Consider the following 18,754-nt stretch of genomic DNA (forward strand, 5'->3'; position numbering starts at 1 on the left):
TCCAGCTCATTTTTTAAGCGTCTATAACGATCGCACCATTTATGTTTGTGAAAATTTGAGAGTGCGCTTCACTTCTTGTTAATGCCGTAATAACCGTTTGATTTGGTGCATTCACGACCAATGTGACATCTTTTAAGATGACAAGTGAATCTTTTACTCCTTTTTTCTCTGCTTCTTTCATTTTCATACCAATTTTATTCCAGCTTGCATCTGTGATTTGAATATTCCTGTCTTCTAGCCGACGTTTCGCATGCTTACTTATTGTAATGCTCGGGTTTAATTGTTTATCCAACAACGACTGAAACGTAATTTCACCCTCTGAATGGGTTATCCGTTTCGGCAACAGTGCAGGCTGGTACATTTGATGAACGTGTATGCGTTCGCTCATTGTATCAACTCCTATTAAACACTTGGATCTGTAATTTTTATCACTTGCAGACTAGTAATCTTTGATCCGTCGTTCATCTCCAATAACACTGAACCTTTTTCAAATAAAACAGATTTAACGGTTCCGTCTTTTTCTTCTAACTTCTTTTCACCATTTGTATCGGTAGTTTCCACTTCATAGGTGACTTGTTTCCCGATCATTTGGCTTTGCTGAAGCAAATTGGACTCTGATTGGAAATTAAGAAAATTCTGCATCGTTTGGTTCATATTCGTCATTTGTTCAAGTGATGAAAAGCTAGCCATTTGTGAAATAAATTCGCGGTCCTGCATTGGGCTTGTCGGATCTTGATTCTGAAGCTGAGTGATCAGAATCTTCATAAAGTCATCTTTGCCTAAGATGCTAGAACCAGTTTGTTTTGTTTTTGCTTGAAAGTTTGTAAGCAATAAATCTTCTGAAATCTTATTATTCACTATTCATCACACCTTTTCATTTAAAACCATTTGAGATAATTGTTCTTCAAAAGTCACATGACTGTTATCAGAACTTTCCTTCGATTGGTTTCCATGCTGATTTTGATCTTCTTGACTTTGGTTTCCCTGATCATTGAAACTGAAGGCCTGCTCCTCACCATGAATAAAGACTTCGATTTTTTCAAAATCAATATTTTGTCCTGAAAAAGCCTGTTTTAATTGTGAAATATGACTATCCAAAGCCTCTTTGGCAGCATGGCTGGAAGCTATAATTTTAGCTGTAATCTCACCCTGCTTATGAATAAGCTGAATATCGATTGTTCCTAAATGTTCTGGATTGAGTTTAATTTGCATTTTTGCAAAACCTGTTTCAGATACTACAATCTTCCCCTTGGAGATAATTTGCTGAATTTCTCTTGCAAATTGCTGTTTTTGACCTTCCTCAGCTGAAACAGGAACTTTTAAAACCAATTGTTCTAAAGGCTGTAATGCACTTTGGAAATTTTGCAATTCTTTCAGAGCGGGGCCCTTTTGATCGTTTTGCTTTGTTGGAACATACCGCTGAAAGGCTTGCTCAGCAAATGATAGAAGTTTCTTTTCAGCATTTAGGCTTTCTACTGCTTTATGGAATGATGTTTTATCTTGTTTTCCTTGAGCATCCATTTGCTGCATTACTTGTTCAATAACTTGTTTTACCTGCCTTGTTAACGAATCTTTTGGATCCACTTTTAGGTTTGGAAACCATTTACCAACAAGGATATTTATTTCTTTTTTCATTGGCTCAGATATAAGTTGATTTTGTTCGTTATAAAGTGCTTGCAAAAGAAAAACAATTTTCATTTCAGGTCCTGGATTATTTAAAAGATCATTTGCATCTATTGGTTCATCCAACTTTTCTTCCAGCAATTCTTTAATCTCAGGTGGCAGCTCATTTAGAATTGATTCGATGTCTTCATTTTCAATAGCATGATCGCTGCAGAACAAATCTAAAATATCTTTCACAGTTAATACCGATTGAATAATTGCGCCTATCCCGTTATTGTTTTGCGACCCAGATTCTTCAGTAGTACCTAATATTTGAGAAAACAGATTTGTTGCATCTCCTGCTTTTTTTTGTACAGGCGCAGATAATTGAATGGTTGAAGCGTACTGACTATTCATTACTTGCATGAATATCACCTCCTTCAAAGAGAATCGCTTGCAATTAGTTCTGTTATTTCCGCAGCGCGCTTAGGTTCTAATTTTGAAAGTATTTCTGCTTGTGTTTCAGGCTTAAGAAGAGAAAGAATTTGTAAAATGTCTGCATTATTCATTTCTGATAATACTGCTGATGCATCTTTTGCAGACATAGATTCATAAAGCTTTTTTAATTGAACATTTTTTTCATCTTTCACTGTTGTTTCTACTTCTTCTGTTTGTTTTTCTAAAAGCGCAACATCTGATTTCAAATCAGAGACTTCTTTTTCTTTTTTTTGTAGATCTGAATTAAGAATCTTTATATAATCTTCCTGCTCTTTAAATTTTGATTGCCATTGTTTTTCCACATCTTGACTGTTTGAAGCAGTCGATACAGCATTCTCGCCCCATATATTTTTTATGAACGGTATTTTTTTACCGGTATCTTTTGCTTTTTCAGCGACATCCACTCCAGTGAATGAAAGAAAAATAACAAAGATCGTAATAGCAAAGATAGCTGGAACAATGATTACGTAAAGAATCCATTTAAACGTGCTTGTTCTTTCTTCTTGATTCATTTGCTCACCTGTTTTTACGACTTCGCAAAACGCAGCATAGAAAACTCATCGTTTTGCTTTAACTCTTGCCAATTTTGACTCACTTCGTAGGATTTATATTGTTTTTCTTTTAATTTTTCATATTTCTTCACTTCTATTGTTTGCTGTAAAAGTTTCTGCTGAATAACTTGCATTCGTTCTCTTGCACGCTGCAAAATAGGCTGAAGCTCTTTGATCTTATTCGTCATGGATAAAATAAAGCGCTGTGTGTTTTGCAGATCGTTAATTACAATTTTTTGCTGGAATTGCAAGTTTGATTGATTTTCAATATTTTCTTTTCGTTTTAATAGACTGTAAATTTCTTCAGCAATACTCTCAAATGCCTGAACTGCTTCTCCAAGCTCAAGTTCAATCGATTCTTTCTCTTTTTGTTTGATTGAAAGAACTTTTTCCATCGAGAATTGAAACGACATTACTGTTCATCCTTTCTGAATTCCATCAACAATCTTTGTACGGCATCATCGAAACTTACATCCTCGTCAACTTCTTGCTTCAGAAAAGAAACCATTTTTGGATAAGATTGAATCGCTTCATCAACTATCTTTGAAGAACCTCGTTTGTAGGCGCCAATATTGATAAGATCTTCCGCATCTACATATGAAGAAAGAAGTTCTCTGAATTTGTCTGCTGCTTTCCTATGTTCATTCGGAACAATATCATTCATGACACGGCTGATGCTTTTCAATATATTCACAGCAGGGAACTGTCCTTTATTTGCCAGATCCCTGTCCAGGATGAAATGACCGTCCAAAATACCACGTACTGTATCCGAAATTGGTTCATTGAAGTCATCTCCATCAACTAGTACGGTGTAAAAAGCAGTGATCGTCCCTTGACGATTCGTACCTGATCTCTCCAATAATTTAGGCAAGATAGCAAAAACGCTAGGTGTATAACCTTTTGTTGTAGGAGGTTCTCCTACAGCTAAACCTATTTCGCGCTGTGCCATAGCAACACGTGTTACAGAGTCCATCATTAGCATGACGTTCTTGCCTTGATCTCTAAAGTACTCGGCTATAGCTGTTGCAGTTTGTGCTCCCTTTATTCTCATCAACGCGGGCTGATCAGATGTAGCCACAATAACAACTGACCGCTTAAGACCCTCCTCACCTAGATCGCGTTCTATAAAGTCAAGAACTTCACGGCCCCGTTCTCCAATAAGAGCTATAACATTTAAATCTGCCGTTGAATTTCTGGCAACCATTCCTAAAAGGGTACTTTTTCCTACTCCGCTTCCTGCAAAAATCCCTACCCGCTGCCCTTTACCAACTGTCAGCAAACTATCAATTGACCGAATACCGAGTTGGATACTCTCGTTTATCCGCGGACGTTCCATAGGATTTGGAGGATCATTTTCCGTAGGTATACGGTTCAAACCTTTAGGCAGCGCTGAACCATCAAGCGGTACTCCCATACCATCTAAGACTTTTCCGATTAAAGAGGTACCCGCTCTAATTTCAAGAGGACGATGGGCTGCTTCTACAAGACTCCCTACTGAAATATCTTTTACATATGAAAAAGGCATTAACAGTACATTTTCTTCTTGAAAACCTACCACTTCTGCTTTAATCTTTTGTTTCTTCCCAGTCGTTGTATGGATAAAGCAAACATCCCCTATAGAAGTTTTAGGTCCTTTAGATTCAATCATTAATCCGACAACACGTATTACTTTTCCATACCTCTTATAAGAATCCAGCGTTTTTAAGGAATCGATCAGGTGATCAACGTTCAATTTCCAGACACCTCAATTTGTTCTAACAGTTTTTCTCGAATCTCTTTCAGTTGAATATCTAAGCTAGCATCAATTTTCCCAAAAGGAAATTCAATCACTGCGCCATTCTCGATTAAAGTTTCATCTGGATAAATAAATAAATTTGCATTTGCTTGAAGCAAATTTTTTAGTTCCTCACGATATGCCAGAGTAGTCTCAAACCAGTCTGTTGGAACATAGAGTTTAATCTCATGAGATTCACGAACTTCTTTTACAAGCTGTTTAATGATAGAAGCCCATGTTTCTGGTGTTTCTTGCAATTTATCACCTATAATTTTCTCTGCTGTTTTAACAGCCAATGAAATCATCTGGGGTTCAGCATCCGTTAAAATTTGGTAATAGTCTTGTTTTGTTTTTTCGATAAACAGCTTTACTTCATCTAGCTTTGTTTGCCAATTTCCAAGTCCTTGCTCAACGCCGGTTTGATATCCAACTTCATAACCTTTCAGCCTTGCTTGTTCGGCTTCTTGTTCCATTTGAATATGGAATACTTGTTTGTCTGCTTCGAGCTTCTCATTTTGACTTTGTCGAAAAGCCTCTGCTTCAGCCCTGATTTGAGCTGCCTCATCTCTTGCTTTTTCTAATAGTCTGTCAGATTCTCTTTTTAACCGAGCAAATCTTGATTCTTCATCTTCATTTTCATATGGTCGGTTGATTGTATAATTTGAAATTGGCTGTAAACCAATAACCACTTCTTGGTCTTTTTTTACTATAGAGTCTTTGTGATTGTTAAAAGACTTAATGATCTTAGACAATCACATCATCTCCTCCGCCTCGAGCAATAACTAATTCTCCTGCTTCCTCTAATTTACGGATTGTGCCAACGATTCTAGATTGTGCTTCCTCTACATCACGCAATCGTACTGGCCCCATAAATTCCATCTCTTCTTTAAAATTCTCTGCCATACGCTGAGACATGTTCGTAAACATAACTTCTTTTACTTCTTCACTCGAAGCACGTAGAGCAAGGAGCAGATCTTCATTCTGTACTTCACGTATAACACGCTGAATTGCCCGGTTATCAAGCGTAACTATATCTTCAAACACAAACATTCTCTTCTTTATCTCTTCTGCCAGTTCAGGGTCCTGAATTTCAAGCGCATCGAGTATCGTTCTTTCTGTACTGCGGTCCACTCCGTTCAAAACTTCCACAACTGCTTCTACACCGCCTGCTTGAGTAAAATCTTGAGTAACAGTAGCAGACAATTTTCTTTCTAAAATCTGCTCTACCTCATTTATAATCTCTGGCGACGTTACATCCATTAATGCAATTCTTCTCGCGATATCTGCCTGCATGTCATTAGGCAATTCTGATAAGACTTGTCCAGCTTGGTTGGCGTCTAGATATGACAATATCAAAGCAATCGTCTGGGGATGTTCGTTTTGTATAAAATTAAGAATCTGTCCAGGATCAGCTTTTCTGGCAAAATCAAACGGTCTGACTTGCAGTGTTGACGTTAACCTATTAATAATCTGCATCGCTTCTTCTTTACCCACGGCTTTTTCCAAAACGGTTTTTGCGTAACCGATCCCACCTTGTGTGATATAGTCTTGCGCAAGTGCCAATTGGTGAAACTGTGTGATGATTTCTTCTTTTAATGATGAATCTACTTTTCTTACTTGTGAAATCTGAAGTGTAAGTCTCTCAATCTCTTCTTCACTAAGATGTTTATATACTTGAGCTGCTACATCAGGTCCTAAAGAGATAACGAGGATTGCTGCTTTCTCTTTTCCTGACAACTCTTTTGCTGCTCTGCTCATCGTTCGTTACCTCCTATTCCTCTGATAACCAAGTTCGTACGAGTTTGGCAAACTCTTCCGGTTTATCCTTCGCCATCCGTTCAAGCTGTTCTTTTCTTACCGTGCCTTCTGATTCGTGTTCCTTATTTACATCAGGTACGAAATAGGTTTGCTGTTCCATCTCATACTCTTGTATACTAACGCCATCATTCACTGTTCTCTTTTTACGAGTCAATAAGAAGATTAGAAGAATAATGATGAGCAGCAATATTCCGCCAATTACGTAAATCCAGAATGGAATTCCTTTTGAAGAAGCTGATACTTCCTGTTTTCCATTAAACGGCTGTGATGATACGAATACCTTTTGCTTTATTTCATCATCAGTAAGATCTTTGCTGACATCTTTTGAAATAGTCGTTCTTACAATCGTACTTAAGATTTGCTCGATATCATCCATTCTTTCTTGAGGCAATGATTTAGGATCTTTAGGATTTGGCGGTTCCACCATTACTTGAATACCTAAGTCCCTTATTTGATATGGACTCTCAACAATCTCTTTTTTAATTTTGTTAACCTCGTTATTAATTCGTTCTTCAACTTTTTCGTAATCACCATCAGATCCATCCGAAGCACCTGGATAGTTGGCTACCTCTGAATCACCTGTACCAGTTACTCCCCCGGCAGAAGCACCTTTACCGGTATATGTTTCTTTGATTCTTTCAACGCTGACTTCAAGACCTTTCATGTTCTCTTTGTCAACTGGTTCAACTAATGTTTCTTCTCGTTTTTCTTCTGTAAAATCAATATCAGTAGTTACAGTAGCAACTACTTTGTTTTGGCCCATTATCGTTCCTAGCATTTGCTGTACACGTCGCTGAAGGTCACGCTCGACATCTTGTTTGATTTTTCGCTGTTCCTCATATTTGGAACCGGAGCCATTTGCTGTTGAAGAATTATTTAGATCATAATAATTAAAGTATTGGTCAGTTATGACGATATTCTCTACAGGAAGATTGGGTACACTTTTTGAAACAAGATGATATAGTGCTTTTACTTGTTCTTCGTTTAAAGTTGCACCTGGACTTAATGCTAATACAACAGATGCTGAGGCTTTCTCATCTTTCTGATTTACCCACACACTGCTCTCGGGGAGCGTTATCATAACGCTGGCCTCATCTACTCCGTTAATACTTTTAATTAAATTCGCGATTTCCGTTTGTGTAGCTTCACGTTCAAGAACGTTAAATTCTTTATCCGTTATCCCGAAACCTGATTTTTCTCCAAAATAGGAATAATCAATATTACCACTCTTCGGCAGCCCTTCTGCTGCAAGTTCTACTTGAAGGTTATTTACTTCTTCTTCTGGGACTAAAATGGTCTTTCCTCCGTCTAAAACCTCATTCTTCACACCGCGAGTAGTCAGACTTTCTTGAATTTGGCCTGCTTCCTGAGGTGAAAGATTTGAATATAATGGGACCATTTTGGGTTGTGATACTGCGATTGATAAAAAAAGTACTGCCGCGATAAAAAGGAAAATCCCTCCAAGAATCATACCTTTTTGTTTTGTAGAACGTGCTTTGAACCGTTCTGTTATTTGCTTGGTGACTTGTTTCAACTTTTCGTTCATTTCATCCCCCGATAAACGCAATAAATATTTTTTGGTCTACCCCCAAAAGGGAATGTACCCTGCGAAATATGTATTAGTTAAATCTGCATCCTCATGATTTCCTGGTACGCTTCTACTACTTTATTGCGAATTTCGAGAGTAGTTTGTAAAGTTACACTAGCCTTTTCTGCTGTAATCATGACTTGATGAAGGTTATCCATATTCCCATTCATTAAATCCTGTGTAGCTTTATTGGAATCAATCTGTGTTTGATTCACCTTCTCTAAAGCTCCTTCAAGATAGTTTTGAAAGCTTTTTTGCGCTTCAAAAGGTGTACTTTTGGCTGATGAAGCCACTTGATTTGTACTTTGAAGTGCCCCAAATGAAATTTTATCCATGTTTCACCACTCCTACCTGCCTATTTCTAGAGCTTTTAAATACATTCCTTTTGCTGCATTTAAGGCGGTTACATTTGCTTCATAAGAACGAGTTGCACTCATTAGATCTACCATTTCTTTTAATGGGTCCACATTAGGCAGCTGTACATAGCCATTTTCGTCCGCATCGGGATGGTCAGGCTGATAAACTGACTTAAAAGGTGCCTTATCCTCTACAATTCCGTTTACCTTAACACCGTTTACATTTACATCTTTATTCATAGCATTGCTATACATAGATTTAAAATTGGAATCCTCAGAACCTAGTACAACCATTTTCCTTTTATAAGGCTGCCACTTTCCGTCTACGAACTTCCCTCTAGTCGTATCTACATTTGCCATGTTTGAAGAGGCTACGTCCATTCTCAATCTTTGTGCTGTAAGTCCAGATGCTGAGAAGTTAAGTGCATCAAATACTCCCATCGTTATCTACCACCTTTAACAACCATCTTAATTGAATTGAATTTCCCATTGATCCGTTGTACAAGCGTTTGATAATAGAGTTGATTTTTAGCTAATTCAGCCATTTCCTTATCAACATCTACATTGTTTCCATTATTATTCATTGTCGTGTTTCTTTGTTCTTTTACATAAAAAGACGAAGGAGTCTGCGTACTAAAGGCAAAATGCCTTTGATCTGTACGGTAAGCTTTTAAGCTTCTATCGAACTCCTGTTTAAAAACCGTTTCTTTTGCTTTATATCCCGGAGTATCGATATTCGCTAAATTATTGGATACCGTTTTTTGCTTTAAAGCCGCTCCGTCTAATGCCGTTTCTAAATTTCTCATAACTGAGCTAGAGAACAAGTAAACCACTTCCCTCTTTCTTACTATAAATCTATTTCTGTTAATTCTTACATCTCTACCATATTTTACGTGATATATCCAAAAAGTGTCTATGTATTTTTCCCTAAAATGACTTTTTTCGATAGAAAGCACTATGTTTCGACTAGTCCTTAATACCTAATTAATCATATAGGATAAAAATCCTGCACTCAAGCAGTATTTTAAAGATTGGAAATATTTTTTATTTTGGTTAAATTTGTCATATTTTGACGAGTGATATATGTTACCTCATTGTTCTTCAAAACCACTAAAAATTTTTTGAGTGCAAGGTACAAGACTTCTCCGGGAGCAGCGTGATAGCCGAAAAGAGAAGACAGCTTGCTCAGGTCTGACCAGCATAAGTTGAAAACTAGGAAGGAGCACTTTGTCATCTGGAATAATTAGATGATAAACTCAACTAACTAGTCATCTAGACAGGTGAATCCCATAGGCTGAATTTAGCCATCTCACCTTAACCCTCGTGGAAACGACAGCTTCTTATATAGAAAAAAGCTGATTCGAAGGGAAAACGCAATACCCTTTGAATCAGCTTTTACATAACATATCAATATTAAGAAGTTTTTAATTTTTCAAGCTCCAGCAGGAATTTATCATTTAATACTTTAATGTAAGTACCTTTCATTCCTAGTGAGCGAGATTCAATGACACCAGCGCTTTCCAATTTACGAAGTGCATTTACAATCACAGATCTCGTAATACCTACTCGATCTGCAATTTTACTTGCAACTAGAAGACCTTCATTGCCTTCAAGTTCTTCAAAAATATGTTCAATCGCTTCAAGTTCACTATAAGATAGTGAACTGATCGCCATTTGAACTACAGCTTTATTTCTCGCTTCTTCTTCAATTTCTTCAGCCTTTTCACGTAGGATCTCCATTCCTACTACCGTTGCACCATATTCCGCTAAAACTAGATCATCTTCTTCAAAAGAAGTTGATAGTCTGGAAAGAATCAATGTTCCAAGTCTTTCACCGCCTCCTACAATTGGTACAACTGTAGTTAAACCTGTAGAAAATAAATCTTTATTTTCAACAGGGAATGCTGTGTAGTCACTCTCGACATCAATGTTAGCCATTGATTCAGTAATGTTAAAAAGATTTTTAGTATATTCTGTAGGAAATTGACGATCTTGAATCATTTTTTTCATGCGTTCATTTTCGATATCCTGTTTGAGAGCAGTTCCTAAAAGCTTACCTCGTCGGCTTACTACAAATATATTAGCACCGATAACCGTACTTAAAGTTTCAGCCATCTCTTTAAAGTTTACTTGCTTACCACCTGTTTGTTGTAGCATTGAGTTAATGCTTCTTGCTTTGTTTAATAAATTCATTTTATTTCTTCCTCCTACTGCGTCCTATAAAATATATTGGCTTAAATCCTTGTTTTTAGCGATGTTCGCCAGTTTTTCTTCTACATACTCGGGTGTAATTGTAATTTGGTCCAAACTGATATCCGGGGCTTCAAAAGACAAGTCTTCTAATAAGCGCTCCAATATCGTATGAAGTCTTCTTGCACCAATATTGTCAGTGTTTTGATTTACATCATATGCGATACTTGCAATCTTAGCAATAGCATCGTCAGAAAATTCAACATTTATACCTTCTGTACTTAATAGAGCTTTGTACTGTTTTATTATCGCATTATCAGGCTCTATTAATATACGTGTAAAATCATCTACAGACAAGTTATTTAATTCAACTCTGATCGGAAATCTGCCTTGAAGCTCGGGAATTAGGTCTGAAGGCTTCGCCATGTGAAACGCTCCCGCTGCGATAAATAAGATATGGTCTGTTTTAATTGAACCGTATTTCGTCATTACCGTTGAACCTTCTACGATAGGCAGTATGTCACGCTGAACCCCTTCTCTGCTCACATCAGCTGAATTCTGGTTCTTCCCGGCAATTTTATCAATCTCATCTAAAAATATAATACCTGTTTGCTCTGTTTTATAAACCGCTTCACTAGCAACATCGTCCATATCTATCAATTTAGCAGCTTCATCCTGGGTTAACACTTTTCTAGCTTCCCGGACTGTAAGCTTTCGTTTCTTCTTTTTCTTAGGCATTATGCCGCCAAGCATATCTTGCATGTTCATGCCGACTTGCTCCAGTCCAGAACCCTGAAACATATCCAGCATGGATGGATTTTGTTCTTCAACTTCCACAGTTACAAGATGATCTTCCATTTCGCCTAGTGCAAGCTTATGCGCCATCTGTTTTCGGCTTTGCGACAGCGCCGCTTCATCATCTTTTTCAGATGGAGGATCCTGATTCTGGTTTCCACCGCCAAAAAACATTTCCAATGGATTCTTGTAACTTGTTTCCGCTTTTTTACCTGGAACAAGCAATTCAACCAAGCGTTTATTTGCATTATTCTCGGCTTTGTCTTTAACATCATTCATTCTCAATTCTTTTACAAGTCTAATGGAAGTTTCGACTAAGTCACGAACCATAGAATCTACATCCCGGCCAACATATCCCACTTCTGTAAACTTTGTTGCCTCAATTTTAATAAATGGCGCTTGAGCAAGTTTAGCCAGCCTTCTGGCTATCTCAGTCTTTCCTACACCTGTAGGGCCGATCATCAGTATGTTCTTTGGAGATACTTCATCCCGCATTTTATCATCCAGGAGGCTTCTTCTATATCTGTTGCGGAGTGCAACAGCAACTGCTTTTTTAGCATCTTTTTGTCCGATGATGTATTGATCAAGCCTTTCAACAATCTGCCTTGGGGTTAATTGACTATTCATCTGACTCGCTCCTTAAATAAAATTTAAAGTTCTTCCAACACGATTTCTGTATTCGTGTAAACGCAAATTTCTCCTGCTGTCTGTAAGGAAGCCAGTGCTATTTCTTTTGCTGAAAGATTAGGAGCTTTATTCTTAAGAGCCCGACCAGCTGCAAGTGCGTAATTTCCTCCAGATCCAATTGCTAGTATTCCGTCATCTGGTTCAATTACTTCCCCTGTTCCAGAAATAAGAAGCATATGTTCTTTATTCATTACAATTAGGAGTGCTTCAAGTTTTCTTAGGACTTGATCTGTACGCCATTCTTTTGCCAGTTCTACACTTGCCCTTTGCAGATTTCCACTATATTCTTCAAGTTTGTTTTCGAATTTTTCATAAAGTGTAAATGCATCTGCAACAGAACCGGCAAAACCCGCTAATACCCTGCCGCCATAAAGCTTTCTTACTTTTTTGGCAGTATGTTTCATCACAACCGCATTCCCAAATGTGACTTGACCATCGCCAGTCATGGCTGATTCTCCATTATGCTGAATAGCAAAAATGGTAGTAGCATGAAAAGTTGACATATTAAAATCCCTCCCTTTTTGTTTTTATGCTCGAGGATGAGTATTATTATAGATTTTTTTTAGATGATCTTTAGTCACGTGCGTATAAACTTGAGTAGATGACAGTTGAGCATGGCCCAGCAATTCCTGAACCGCCCTTAGATCTGCACCTTCATTGAGCATATGGGTAGCAAAGGTGTGTCTTAAAACGTGAGGGCTAATATGTATTGTAAGAGACGATTCTTCAATTAACTTGTTCAATATATCTCTTACGCTTCTCGGACTTAAAGGTTCCCCTTTATAATTTAAAAATAAAGAATCTGTTTTATTTTCTGTTTTTTCAAGCTGAATCTTTCTGCCGTCAGCTAAATATCGTTCAATTGATTCTTTAGCATACGATCCTATGGGTACATATCTTTCTTTTTTTCCTTTGCCTTTTATTAAGGCGAGTTCCATCTTCAAGTCTACATCTCTTAACTGTATTTTACAGCATTCACTGACTCGGATGCCTGTTCCGTAGAGCAGTTCGAGAATGGCTTGATTTCTTTGTCCAATCGGTGTTTCTAAATCGGATACGTTAAACAGTTTTTCTAATTCTTCTGCATATAAAAACTGGGGAAGCCTTTTTGCTTTTTTAGGCAGCGATGCCATTGCAAACGGGTTTTCCTCCATTATTTTTTCGCGATTTAAGAAACGATAAAAACTGCGCAGCGCCGAAATTTTGCGTGCGACTGAATTTCTTGCATACTTCTTTTCATGAAGAACTACAAGATAATGCCTGACTAAAACATAAGAAACAGCAGCGAATCCTTCGATTGCTTGCTGTTTCAAAAAAGAAGAAAAGTCTAAAATATCTTTTTCATAGTGTTCGATCGTGTATGTTGAGCAGTTCTTTTCAATCATTAAGTATTGAAGAAAATCATTAATGAGCTCGCGTTCTGATACCATTTCTAACACCTCACAAAGCCCCTAAATCGTATCACAACTTAGGGGCTAAAGCAATAGATGTTCACAAATTTGTTATAAAATTCTGAATTGTTTCCAACGCTCTGTCAGCTAATGCCGTATTTCGTTCTTGCTTGTTTCGAATCCTTTTTTCCAATGCCGGCAATAAACCAAAATTAGCATTCATTGGCTGGAAATTATCAGGGTTAGCCGTCGTAATATAATGCGCCATACTTCCGATTGCTGTTTCTTTTGGGAATGTAACAAGCTCTTCGCCTTTTACGAGTTTAGCAGCGTTGATTCCTGCAATTAAACCGGATGCTGCACTTTCAACATAGCCCTCAACACCTGTCATCTGTCCAGCAAAGAATAAATCATTTCTGGATTGCAGCTGATACGTGTTCTTTAACATCTTCGGCGAATTTAAGAATGTATTTCTATGCATAACACCATAACGAACAACTTCTGCATTTTCTAACCCAGGTATGAGGTGCAAAAGTTCCTTTTGAGGTCCCCATTTTAAATGCGTTTGAAATCCTACAATATTATATAGCGTTCCCGCACTGTTATCCTGTCTTAATTGAACAACAGCGTATGGAATCTTCCCTGTTTTGGGATCTTCAAGGCCTACAGGTTTCATCGGTCCGAATAATAACGTCTTCTTCCCACGCTTCGCCATAACTTCCACAGGCATACAGCCTTCAAAAAAGATTTCTTTTTCAAATTCTTTTAATGGAACGGTTTCAGACGTTATAAGAGCCTCGTAAAAACGATCAAACTCTTCTTCTGTCATCGGACAATTTAAGTAAGCTGCTTCGCCTTTATCATAACGCGATTTTAAATATACTTTATCCATATTGATGCTGTCCACTTCAATAATAGGAGCTGCAGCATCGTAGAAATATAGATACTCTTCACCTGTTAATTTATTAAGTGAATTTGATAAATTATCAGATGTCAGCGGACCTGTTGCAATTATAGTAGGTCCATCTGGAATATTTGTCACTTCTTCATGGATGACTTCAACGTTCGGGTGATTTTTAACACGCTCTGTTACTAGAGCAGCAAACTCATGGCGGTCAACAGCTAGTGCACCTCCGGCTGGAACGGCACAATCATCTGCTGAAGAAATAATAACCGAATTTAATTTTCTCATTTCTTCTTTTAATACACCAACAGCATTTGTTAATGTATTCGCTCTTAATGAGTTGCTGCATACTAGTTCTGCAAATTTATCTGTATGGTGCGCCGGTGTCTGTCTAACAGGCCTCATTTCGTACAATTTTACTTTTATACCTCTTGAAGCGATCTGCCAGGCAGCCTCACTGCCTGCAAGACCAGCTCCAATAACATTTATATGCTGATGACTCATGAAGAAAACTCCTTACTTTGATTCCTCTTCGGAATAGTCGCATGATACACATTGTACGACTTTTCCTTTTTTTAATTTCTTTTCTACTAACATACTATTACACTTTGGACAGCTTCTGGCAAGAGGTTTATCCCAAGAAACAAATTCACAATCAGGATAGCGATTACAACCATAGAATATTCTTTTCTTTTTACTTTTTCTTTCTACAATTGTCCCTTTATGACAGGTTGGGCATGTTACACCGATATCTTTAACGATTGCTTTCGTATTTCGGCAGTCCGGAAAATTTGAACAAGCCATAAACTTACCAAAACGGCCCATCTTGTAAACCATCTCATGTCCGCACTTTTCGCAATCCTCACCTGCAGGCTCGTCTTTAATTTCGACTTTTTGCATTTCAGCTTCTGCGATTTTTAATTTCTTTTCAAAGTTTTTATAGAACTCATCAATGATCTCAACCCAGTTTTCTTTCCCATCTTCCACTTCATCCAGATCATTTTCCATCTTAGCGGTAAACTCTACATTAAATACTTCCGGGAAAAATTCAAGCGTCATCTCAAGAACAAGTCCGCCAAGTTCAGTAGGAACAAATTTCTTGTCATCCAAAGCCACATAACCACGTTTTTGAATCGTATCAAGAGTTGGAGCATAAGTGGATGGTCTTCCTATACCAAGCTCTTCCATTGTTCTTACCAGTCTTGCTTCTGTATAGCGTGGGGGCGGCTGCGTAAAGTGCTGAGTCGGCTCAAGTTCTTTTTTCTTAACCTTCATGCCTTCTACTAGATCAGGAAGAATACGATCCTCTTCTTTTTTGCCGTCATCATTACCTTCCACATAGACTTTCATAAAACCTGGAAACTTCACCTTTGAACCTGTAGCGCGGAACATAACACCTTCATTTTGAAGGTCTACAGTCATTGTATCGAGAACCGCTGATGCCATTTGGCTTGCAAGAAAACGTTCCCAAATCAATTTGTAAAGCCGCAGCTGATCTCTAGATAAGTAATTCTTAAGGTCTTTCGGGTTATACATTACCGAAGTCGGTCGAATGGCTTCATGAGCATCTTGAGCATTTTTCCCTTGTTTTTTTTCAGCTCTGCCAATGTTTACGTATTGTTTTCCATATTCATCAGTAATAAAATTCTTTGCTTCATCTTTTGCAGTATCTGATATTCGCGTGGAGTCTGTACGCATATATGTGATCAGACCTACCGTACCTTCTTTTCCTAAGTCGATCCCTTCATAAAGCTGCTGAGCAAGCATCATTGTTTTCTTCGCTCTGAAATTTAGTTTGCGTGCCGCTTCTTGCTGAAGAGAGGAAGTGATAAATGGCGGAGAAGGGTTTCTTTTTCTCTCTTTTTTCTGAACTGAATCTATTGTAAAAGAATTGCCTTTCATTTTGCTAAGCACTTCTTTTACTTCTTCTTCATTCGAAAGTTCTTTCTTCTTCCCGTTCACGCCGTAAAATTGTGCTTCAAATTCCTCTTTGCCTGTTAGGAACAAACCTTTAATCTTCCAATATTCTTCAGGTTTAAAAGCTTCAATTTCTTTTTCACGTTCAACGATTAATCGAACAGCTACAGTTTGTACACGCCCTGCACTCAATCCTTTTTTTATTTTCTTCCATAATAAAGGACTGACTTTATAACCAACGAGCCGATCTAGAACTCTTCGTGCTTGCTGTGCATTCACAAGGTCCATATTTATCTTTCGAGGCCGTTTAAACGAGTCTTTAATTGCCGTTTTAGTAATCTCATTGAATACTACCCGGCATTCCGATGTTACATCCATTTCTAAGCTATGTGCCAGGTGCCATGCAATAGCTTCTCCCTCACGATCCGGGTCAGCTGCGAGAAATATTTGTTTCGCTTTTTTAGCTGCTGTCTTTAAGTCCTTTAATACAGGACCTTTCCCTCGGATGGTAATATATTTAGGATCATAATTATTCTCAACGTCGATACCTGTTTGGCTTCTTGGCAAATCTCGCACATGCCCCATTGATGCTTTTACGTCATATTTGCTCCCTAAATATTTCTTTATTGTCTTTGCTTTTGCGGGAGACTCAACAATGACTAAGTATTTTTCCATTTACAGTTTATCCCCCTTTAAGGGTTTAGTGAAATCTTCCCTATTATTAAATAATGTATCTGGTTTTGTCAAACTGTTTCCTTTTTTCATATCGAAATGAATCATTGCCATTCATACAAAATATCCTCTGCACACATTACAAGTTTTGCCCCATTTTGAATTAAATAATTAGTACCTGCTGAACATTCTTGAAGGATAGATCCAGGAATAGCAAATACATCTCTGCCCTGTTCTAAAGCCTGATCAGCAGTTATTAGTGACCCGCTTTTAGTTCTTGCCTCAGCGACTAAAGTAGCTTTTGACAATCCGCTTATTATTCTGTTTCGCAAAGGAAAATGCCATCGTTTCGGCTGGGTTTTGGGTGGAAATTCCGAAAGTAAAATTCCTTTGTTGCTGATTTGCTCAGCAAGTTTATGATTCTCTTTCGGATAAATGCATTCTAAACCTGAGCCGAGAACAGCTGCAGTTAATGAATCATTTTTTATACAAAGTTCATGTGCAAAAGTATCAATCCCTTTTGCTAGACCGCTGACCATAACCCAAGATTCTTGTATAAGAGGCAAAATCACTTTCTTTAATGCATCTCTTCCCTGATAACTTGGGGTTCTAGTACCTACTACACTTAAAATATTTTTCTTTTTCAGTAATCGGATATCCCCTTTGCAATAGAGTACCCAGGGTGGATCGAAAATAGACCTGAGGCTTACAGGATAATCATCATCTAAAAAGGTGACAGCCGATATTGAATACTTCTTTAATTCTTTCATTATGTAATTGATAGACTGATGATTCATATGGCGATACAAACGCTTTGCAATCTGCTCTGATAGGCCTAAATCCAGCATTATTTCATTTACACTCATCGAAAAAACACGCTTCAAATCTTTATCAGACATTAAGATTTTATTTATGTGCTGCCAGCTTAAGCCTTCACAATGATGGAGAAAAATTAAACGTTCTTTATCCAACTCTTTTCCCTCCTCATGAATCATACAAAACTACTATCTAATAAAGGTAAAAAAAGCTCCCGGATCTGGGAGCTTTTTCACGATGTGATGTCTATATGGCTTATGCTTTTGCTTTGTTTGTTACACAGCGATCATACAAATTGTTTTCTTTTAGTGCTTCTACTAAAGTTTCTCCCATAACTGAAGGTGTAGCTGCTACTTTAATTCCGCACTCTTTCATCGTTTTGATTTTCTCATCAGCAGTACCTTTACCACCTGAGATAATCGCACCAGCATGTCCCATACGTTTTCCAGGAGGTGCTGTTTGTCCGCCGATAAACCCAACAACTGGTTTAGTCATGTTTGCTTTTACCCATTCAGCAGCTTCTTCTTCCGCTGTTCCGCCGATTTCACCGATCATGATTACAGCGTAAGTGTCTTCGTCTTCGTTGAAGGCTTTAAGAACGTCGATAAAGTCCGTTCCGTTAACTGGGTCACCACCAATACCAACAGCAGTAGACTGACCAATGCCGCGCTCTGTTAATTGATGTACAGCTTCATATGTTAATGTCCCAGAACGGGAAACAACGCCAACATGGCCTTTTGTATGAATATAACCAGGCATAATACCGATTTTACACTCTTCAGGTGTAATAACGCCTGGGCAGTTTGGTCCAACTAGGCGCGTTTTTTTACCTTCCATATAACGCTTAACTTTTACCATATCCATTACAGGAATTCCTTCTGTAATACAGATAGCAAGGTCAAGTTCAGCATCTACAGCTTCAATGATCGCTTCTGCAGCGAAAGCTGGCGGTACATAGATAACAGAAGCGTTTGCTCCCGTTTCATTAACCGCGTCAACAACTGTATTGAAAACAGGAAGACCTTCAACTTCGGTGCCGCCTTTTCCAGGTGTTACTCCGCCAACGATTTTTGTTCCGTATTCAACCATTTGTTTCGTGTGGAAAAGACCAACGGAACCTGTAATACCTTGAACGATGACTTTTGTGTCTTTATTTATAAAAATACTCATGCTTCCAATCCATCCTTCCTACAAT

The 18,754-nt window shown here is 38.0% G+C and carries 20 protein-coding genes; all 20 read right to left on the reverse strand.

All coding sequences use genetic code 11. The annotated features are described in order from the left end of the window. Positions 1 to 13 precede the first annotated feature (13 nt). The 20 genes from RGB74_RS10720 to sucD all read right to left on the reverse strand — a co-directional run bounded on the left by RGB74_RS10720 (position 14) and on the right by sucD (position 18,729). Positions 14 to 388 (reverse strand): TIGR02530 family flagellar biosynthesis protein, encoded by a 375-nt coding sequence (locus RGB74_RS10720; protein ID WP_310759310.1) that lies wholly within the window; start codon positions 386 to 388, stop codon positions 14 to 16. A 14-nt stretch (positions 389 to 402) separates the two neighbouring features. Then, positions 403 to 858: a flagellar hook assembly protein FlgD gene (flgD, locus tag RGB74_RS10725; RefSeq protein ID WP_310759311.1), complete on the reverse strand. Its 456-nt coding sequence runs from the start codon at positions 856 to 858 to the stop codon at positions 403 to 405. Positions 859 to 864: 6 nt separating this feature from the next. Further along, positions 865 to 2,028, reverse strand: a complete 1,164-nt coding sequence (locus tag RGB74_RS10730; protein WP_310759312.1) for a flagellar hook-length control protein FliK — start codon at positions 2,026 to 2,028, stop codon at positions 865 to 867. A 14-nt stretch (positions 2,029 to 2,042) separates the two neighbouring features. After that, on the reverse strand, positions 2,043 to 2,612 hold the full coding sequence (locus RGB74_RS10735; RefSeq protein ID WP_310759313.1) for a MotE family protein: 570 nt from the start codon (positions 2,610 to 2,612) through the stop codon (positions 2,043 to 2,045). Positions 2,613 to 2,626: 14 nt separating this feature from the next. Further along, positions 2,627 to 3,064: a flagellar export protein FliJ gene (gene fliJ, locus RGB74_RS10740; RefSeq protein WP_310759314.1), complete on the reverse strand. Its 438-nt coding sequence runs from the start codon at positions 3,062 to 3,064 to the stop codon at positions 2,627 to 2,629. After that, positions 3,064 to 4,383, reverse strand: coding sequence for a flagellar protein export ATPase FliI (gene fliI / locus RGB74_RS10745; RefSeq protein ID WP_310759315.1), 1,320 nt, complete (start codon positions 4,381 to 4,383; stop codon positions 3,064 to 3,066). Before fliI ends, fliJ begins: the two co-directional genes overlap by 1 nt. Beyond that, positions 4,380 to 5,177: a flagellar assembly protein FliH gene (fliH, locus tag RGB74_RS10750; protein ID WP_310759316.1), complete on the reverse strand. Its 798-nt coding sequence runs from the start codon at positions 5,175 to 5,177 to the stop codon at positions 4,380 to 4,382. Before fliH ends, fliI begins: the two co-directional genes overlap by 4 nt. After that, positions 5,170 to 6,183, reverse strand: coding sequence for a flagellar motor switch protein FliG (fliG, locus tag RGB74_RS10755; protein ID WP_310759317.1), 1,014 nt, complete (start codon positions 6,181 to 6,183; stop codon positions 5,170 to 5,172). The genes fliH and fliG overlap by 8 nt, the downstream gene beginning before the upstream one ends. Before the next feature lie 13 nt (positions 6,184 to 6,196). Further along, positions 6,197 to 7,789, reverse strand: coding sequence for a flagellar basal-body MS-ring/collar protein FliF (fliF, locus tag RGB74_RS10760; RefSeq protein ID WP_310759318.1), 1,593 nt, complete (start codon positions 7,787 to 7,789; stop codon positions 6,197 to 6,199). Positions 7,790 to 7,866: 77 nt separating this feature from the next. After that, positions 7,867 to 8,166 carry a flagellar hook-basal body complex protein FliE gene (gene fliE / locus RGB74_RS10765; RefSeq protein WP_310759319.1) on the reverse strand — a complete coding sequence of 100 codons (300 nt, stop codon included), beginning with the start codon at positions 8,164 to 8,166 and terminating at the stop codon, positions 7,867 to 7,869. Between the two features lie 12 nt (positions 8,167 to 8,178). Further along, the gene (gene flgC, locus RGB74_RS10770) at positions 8,179 to 8,628 is read right to left on the reverse strand and encodes a flagellar basal body rod protein FlgC (protein WP_310759320.1); all 450 of its coding nucleotides are present in this window, start codon (positions 8,626 to 8,628) and stop codon (positions 8,179 to 8,181) included. Between the two features lie 2 nt (positions 8,629 to 8,630). After that, entirely contained in the window at positions 8,631 to 8,993 is a 363-nt protein-coding gene (gene flgB / locus RGB74_RS10775) for a flagellar basal body rod protein FlgB (RefSeq protein WP_310762843.1), read from the reverse strand. A 607-nt stretch (positions 8,994 to 9,600) separates the two neighbouring features. Next, positions 9,601 to 10,380 (reverse strand): GTP-sensing pleiotropic transcriptional regulator CodY, encoded by a 780-nt coding sequence (gene codY / locus RGB74_RS10780; RefSeq protein WP_310261701.1) that lies wholly within the window; start codon positions 10,378 to 10,380, stop codon positions 9,601 to 9,603. 24 nt (positions 10,381 to 10,404) lie between these two features. Then, complete coding sequence (gene hslU, locus RGB74_RS10785) at positions 10,405 to 11,799, reverse strand: ATP-dependent protease ATPase subunit HslU (protein ID WP_310759321.1); 1,395 nt, start codon at positions 11,797 to 11,799, stop codon at positions 10,405 to 10,407. Between the two features lie 23 nt (positions 11,800 to 11,822). After that, on the reverse strand, positions 11,823 to 12,362 hold the full coding sequence (hslV, locus tag RGB74_RS10790; protein WP_310759322.1) for an ATP-dependent protease subunit HslV: 540 nt from the start codon (positions 12,360 to 12,362) through the stop codon (positions 11,823 to 11,825). Between the two features lie 24 nt (positions 12,363 to 12,386). Continuing rightward, positions 12,387 to 13,289, reverse strand: coding sequence for a tyrosine recombinase XerC (gene xerC, locus RGB74_RS10795; RefSeq protein WP_310762845.1), 903 nt, complete (start codon positions 13,287 to 13,289; stop codon positions 12,387 to 12,389). Positions 13,290 to 13,350: 61 nt separating this feature from the next. Continuing rightward, the gene (gene trmFO, locus RGB74_RS10800; protein ID WP_310759323.1) at positions 13,351 to 14,658 is read right to left on the reverse strand and encodes an FADH(2)-oxidizing methylenetetrahydrofolate--tRNA-(uracil(54)-C(5))-methyltransferase TrmFO; all 1,308 of its coding nucleotides are present in this window, start codon (positions 14,656 to 14,658) and stop codon (positions 13,351 to 13,353) included. Positions 14,659 to 14,670: 12 nt separating this feature from the next. Then, positions 14,671 to 16,746 (reverse strand): type I DNA topoisomerase, encoded by a 2,076-nt coding sequence (gene topA, locus RGB74_RS10805; RefSeq protein WP_310759324.1) that lies wholly within the window; start codon positions 16,744 to 16,746, stop codon positions 14,671 to 14,673. 101 nt (positions 16,747 to 16,847) lie between these two features. Then, positions 16,848 to 17,714: a DNA-processing protein DprA gene (gene dprA / locus RGB74_RS10810; RefSeq protein ID WP_310759325.1), complete on the reverse strand. Its 867-nt coding sequence runs from the start codon at positions 17,712 to 17,714 to the stop codon at positions 16,848 to 16,850. Positions 17,715 to 17,814: 100 nt separating this feature from the next. After that, positions 17,815 to 18,729, reverse strand: a complete 915-nt coding sequence (gene sucD, locus RGB74_RS10815; RefSeq protein WP_310759326.1) for a succinate--CoA ligase subunit alpha — start codon at positions 18,727 to 18,729, stop codon at positions 17,815 to 17,817. Between the last annotated feature and the right edge of the window lie 25 nt (positions 18,730 to 18,754).

The organism is Bacillus sp. NEB1478, assembly GCF_031582965.1.
In the GTDB taxonomy this organism is placed as follows: domain Bacteria; phylum Bacillota; class Bacilli; order Bacillales; family Fictibacillaceae; genus Fictibacillus.

What these genes read in the sequence shown, in the direction of transcription:
- codY (WP_310261701.1), bottom strand. Translation starts at nt 10,380, where the DNA reads ATGAATTTATTAAACAAAGCAAGAAGCATTAACTCAATGCTACAACAA.
- fliF (WP_310759318.1), bottom strand. Translation starts at nt 7,789, where the DNA reads ATGAACGAAAAGTTGAAACAAGTCACCAAGCAAATAACAGAACGGTTC.
- RGB74_RS10735 (WP_310759313.1), bottom strand. Translation starts at nt 2,612, where the DNA reads ATGAATCAAGAAGAAAGAACAAGCACGTTTAAATGGATTCTTTACGTA.
- fliE (WP_310759319.1), bottom strand. Translation starts at nt 8,166, where the DNA reads ATGGATAAAATTTCATTTGGGGCACTTCAAAGTACAAATCAAGTGGCT.
- topA (WP_310759324.1), bottom strand. Translation starts at nt 16,746, where the DNA reads ATGGAAAAATACTTAGTCATTGTTGAGTCTCCCGCAAAAGCAAAGACA.
- RGB74_RS10730 (WP_310759312.1), bottom strand. Translation starts at nt 2,028, where the DNA reads ATGCAAGTAATGAATAGTCAGTACGCTTCAACCATTCAATTATCTGCG.
- fliG (WP_310759317.1), bottom strand. Translation starts at nt 6,183, where the DNA reads ATGAGCAGAGCAGCAAAAGAGTTGTCAGGAAAAGAGAAAGCAGCAATC.
- xerC (WP_310762845.1), bottom strand. Translation starts at nt 13,289, where the DNA reads ATGGTATCAGAACGCGAGCTCATTAATGATTTTCTTCAATACTTAATG.
- trmFO (WP_310759323.1), bottom strand. Translation starts at nt 14,658, where the DNA reads ATGAGTCATCAGCATATAAATGTTATTGGAGCTGGTCTTGCAGGCAGT.
- flgC (WP_310759320.1), bottom strand. Translation starts at nt 8,628, where the DNA reads ATGGGAGTATTTGATGCACTTAACTTCTCAGCATCTGGACTTACAGCA.
- RGB74_RS10720 (WP_310759310.1), bottom strand. Translation starts at nt 388, where the DNA reads ATGAGCGAACGCATACACGTTCATCAAATGTACCAGCCTGCACTGTTG.
- fliJ (WP_310759314.1), bottom strand. Translation starts at nt 3,064, where the DNA reads ATGTCGTTTCAATTCTCGATGGAAAAAGTTCTTTCAATCAAACAAAAA.
- sucD (WP_310759326.1), bottom strand. Translation starts at nt 18,729, where the DNA reads ATGAGTATTTTTATAAATAAAGACACAAAAGTCATCGTTCAAGGTATT.
- flgB (WP_310762843.1), bottom strand. Translation starts at nt 8,993, where the DNA reads ATGAGAAATTTAGAAACGGCATTAGACGGAGCGGCTTTAAAGCAAAAA.
- hslU (WP_310759321.1), bottom strand. Translation starts at nt 11,799, where the DNA reads ATGAATAGTCAATTAACCCCAAGGCAGATTGTTGAAAGGCTTGATCAA.
- hslV (WP_310759322.1), bottom strand. Translation starts at nt 12,362, where the DNA reads ATGTCAACTTTTCATGCTACTACCATTTTTGCTATTCAGCATAATGGA.